1 protein-coding gene is annotated in these 432 nt (G+C 67.4%); it reads left to right on the top strand.

Features of this window, described 5'->3' with window-relative positions; translation table 11 throughout:
- The coding region (locus M3196_RS21795) for a PLP-dependent transferase (RefSeq protein WP_251324379.1) at positions 1–326 on the top strand (326 nt) is incomplete at its 5' end.
- Between the last annotated feature and the right edge of the window lie 106 nt (positions 327–432).

Genomic DNA, 432 nt, shown 5'->3' with positions numbered 1-432 from the left:
ATGCGGGCTTGCCCGATCATCCCGATCATCCGCTCGTCGCGCGCTACCTGTCGGGCCGCGCGCCGGGCATCCTGACGTTCGGCGTGAAGGGCGGCCGCGACGGCGGCGCGAAGTTCCAGGATGCGCTGAAGCTGTTCACGCGGCTCGTCAACATCGGCGATACGAAGTCGCTCGCGACGCACCCGGCCTCGACCACGCATCGTCAGTTGTCGCCGGCCGAACTCGCTAAGGCCGGCGTGAAGGAGGAAACGGTGCGGCTGTCGATCGGCATCGAGCATATCGACGACCTGCTCGCCGATCTCGACCAGGCGCTCGCGCAGCTTTGACCGCAACGGGCGCGCCGGCCGCTTGCCGGTGTGCGTCCGCATCAAACCGCTTGACTCTGGAGCGGCTTCAAGGTGTTCAATCCCCGGTTGATGCCGGGGCGATGCC

It is taken from the genome of Fictibacillus nanhaiensis (genome assembly GCF_023715445.1).
Classification (GTDB): domain Bacteria; phylum Bacillota; class Bacilli; order Bacillales; family Fictibacillaceae; genus Fictibacillus; species Fictibacillus nanhaiensis_D.
The sequence above is the reverse complement of the archived record's forward strand: the minus strand, read 5'-3'. Positions and strand labels throughout refer to the sequence as shown.